The sequence below is a fragment of the Actinomycetota bacterium genome, assembly GCA_005774595.1.
Taxonomy (GTDB): domain Bacteria; phylum Actinomycetota; class Coriobacteriia; order Anaerosomatales; family D1FN1-002; genus D1FN1-002.
Map to the genome: position 1 here is coordinate 1 of VAUM01000276.1, position 2,655 is coordinate 2,655.

The following is a 2,655-nucleotide window of genomic DNA, read 5'->3' on the forward strand; positions in this document are numbered from 1 at the left end:
CGCCGCGGCGCCCGCGGCGGCGAGCCGCTCGATGACGGCCCGGCTCGGGACGGTGTCGCCGGGCGTCCAGCCGGCCGAGGTCTCGGCGTGGCAGCCGGCTCCGCTCTCGACCTCGCCGACCGGCATGTACTCGATGAACCGGACGTGCAGCGGGCGCTCGAGCGTCATGCGGGCGAACGCGAGCAGGTCCTGTTCGAGGGACCGCACCACGACGACGTTGACCTTCACCGGCTCGAAGCCCGCATCGAACGCCGCGTCGATGCCCGCGAGCGCGTCGGCGAGCACGCCGCCGCGCGTCACGCGCGCGTAGACCTCCGCGTCCAGCGAATCGAGGCTGACGTTGACGCGCCGCAGGCCGGCGTCGTACAGGTCCGATGCGTACTTCGCCAGAAGGGTGCCGTTCGTCGTGAGCGCGATGTCCTCCAGGCCCGTGATCGCCCGCAGACGGCGGACGTGGTCCACGACGCCGAAGCGCACGAGCGGCTCGCCGCCGGTGAGCCGGATCTTGCCGATCCCCTGCTCCACGGCGAGCGCCGCGAAGCGCTCGATCTCCTCGAGCGTGAGGATGTGCTCGTGCGGGAGCTGCTCGACGCCGCCTTCCGGCATGCAGTACACGCAGCGCAGGTTGCAGCGGTCCGTGAGCGAGATCCGCAGGTAGTCGATGCGGCGCCCGTGCGTGTCGGTGGCCACGGCTACGCACCGCCCATCAGGTACCGCCGCGCTACGAAGTCGGCCACGCCCGCGTGGTCGTCGAGTTCGAAGCGCGGCACGCCGGCAGGCGCGAGCGCCGGGTTGTCCGTGACCAGCGCGACCAGTTCCTCGGGCGCGGAGACGATCGACTCCGACCGCTCGAGGCGCGAGACCTCGATACGCTCGGCCGCGAGCGTCTTGAAGCCTTCGGCGATGAGGATGTCGGCGTACGGCGCGGCGGCTTCCGCGATCTCCTCGAGCGTCAGCTCACGTTCGAGCGAGCGGACCGTCTGGAGCGAGTGCGCCGATGAGACCATCGCCAGCACCGAGCCGGCCTTGCGGTGGCGCCAGGAGTCCTTGCCCGGCACGTCGAGCTCGTCGTCGTGCGTGTGGCGTTTGACGGTCGCGACGCGCACGCCGCGCTCGGTGAGCGCCGCGATCACGCCCTCGACCAGCGTCGTCTTGCCCGAGTCGGACTTGCCGACGAAGGCGACGATGGGTATGCGCGGGATGCCGGTCACGCGCGCGCGGAGCCTAGAAGCAGCCCAGGTCGCAGTTGTGGACGCGGACGCCGACCTCGTCGGCGGCGGCGCCGGCGACCTTGTACGGCACGCCCATGTCCTCGGCGAGCTTGCGCAGGACGGGGCAGGTCACCTTCCCGTCGACGCCCTTGGTGCGGACCGCCTCGCGCAGCTCGTCGGTCACGGCTGCCGCCCAGCGCGGGTCGACGGCCTTCTCGGAACCGCTCATCTCGTGCCCTCCTTGACGTCCAGTCGCATGCAGACGACCTCGGTGCCAGCAGGTACCATGCCCGTCCCCTCGGGCAGGACCATGAAGCAGTTGCCCCGGTGCGCTGCGGTGAGCAGGGCGGACGACTGCGAGCCCGACAGCTCGACCTGGTACTCGTCCTCGGCGAGCGTGAGCCGCGCGCGCAGGTAGTAGCGCCGGTCCTGCCGCTTCTTCACGTCGTGGGTGAGGCGCGCGACCACGTGCGGGCGATCGAGTTCCGTGAGCCCCTGCATCATGAGCAGCGCGGGACGCACGAACACCTCGAAGCCGACGAAGGTCGAGGTCGGGTTCCCCGGCAGGCCGAAGAACGGCACGCCCCGGATCGTGCCGAGCGTCTGCGGGTTGCCCGGCCGCATCGCGACCTTGCAGAACTCGAGCTCGCCGATCTGCTCGAGGACCGGCTTGACGAAGTCGAAGTCGCCGACGGACACCCCGCCGCTCGTGACGATGAAGTCCGCCTCTGCGGCCGCGCGCTCGAACGCCTCGCGCGTGGCGGCCTCGTCGTCGGGGATGACCGCGTACTGCAGCGGCACGCCGCCGGCGTCGAGCACCTGCGCGGCGAGCGAGTAGCTGTTCGAGTTGCGGATCTGCCCGGGGCCGGGCTTCTCGGACGCGTCGACCAACTCGCTGCCGGTCGGCACGATGGCGACGCGCGGACGGCGATACACGAGCGGCCGCGGGTTGCCGGTCGCGGCGAGCAGACCGATGCCCGCGGGGCCGAGGACCTCGCCCGCGGCGAGCACGACCGCACCCGCGAGCACCTCCTCACCGCGCCGCCGGACGTGGTCGCCGGCGGTCGCCTCGCGCTGCACGGCGACCGTGCCGCCGACGCCGCCGTCGGCCTCGCCGGCGACGGTGTACTCGACCATCACCACCGCGTCGGCTCCCTCGGGCATCGGCGCGCCGGTCATGATGCGCGACGCCGTGCCGAGGGCGATCGACTCGGCCGGCCAGTCGCCGGCGCCGATGTGCTCGAGGACCCGCAGGGTGACGGGCACCTCGGGTGATGCGCCGGCGGTGTCGCCCGCGATCAGCGCGTAGCCGTCCATCGCGGAGTTGTCGAACCGGTCTCTTAGACACATGTGACGCTGCGGACGGAGAGGAAAGTGGAGTACTGGGGGGAGAGGGGATGGCTGTAGAAGGGCGGGTGGTGTTGGCGTGGACACGCAGGGCGAG

At 71.8% G+C, this 2,655-nt stretch carries 4 protein-coding genes; all 4 read right to left on the reverse strand.

Annotated elements, in window-relative coordinates; genetic code table 11:
- The coding region (locus tag FDZ70_09060) for a radical SAM protein (GenBank protein ID TLM70692.1) at positions 1-606 on the reverse strand (606 nt) is incomplete at its 3' end.
- Between the two features lie 86 nt (positions 607-692).
- A complete protein-coding gene (mobB, locus tag FDZ70_09065; protein ID TLM70689.1) occupies positions 693-1,211 on the reverse strand; it encodes a molybdopterin-guanine dinucleotide biosynthesis protein B in 519 nt (172 codons plus the stop codon).
- A 13-nt stretch (positions 1,212-1,224) separates the two neighbouring features.
- A complete protein-coding gene (locus FDZ70_09070) occupies positions 1,225-1,440 on the reverse strand; it encodes a hypothetical protein (protein TLM70690.1) in 216 nt (71 codons plus the stop codon).
- A complete protein-coding gene (locus tag FDZ70_09075; protein ID TLM70691.1) occupies positions 1,437-2,561 on the reverse strand; it encodes a molybdopterin molybdotransferase MoeA in 1,125 nt (374 codons plus the stop codon). The genes FDZ70_09070 and FDZ70_09075 overlap by 4 nt, the downstream gene beginning before the upstream one ends.
- Positions 2,562-2,655: the final 94 nt, after the last annotated feature.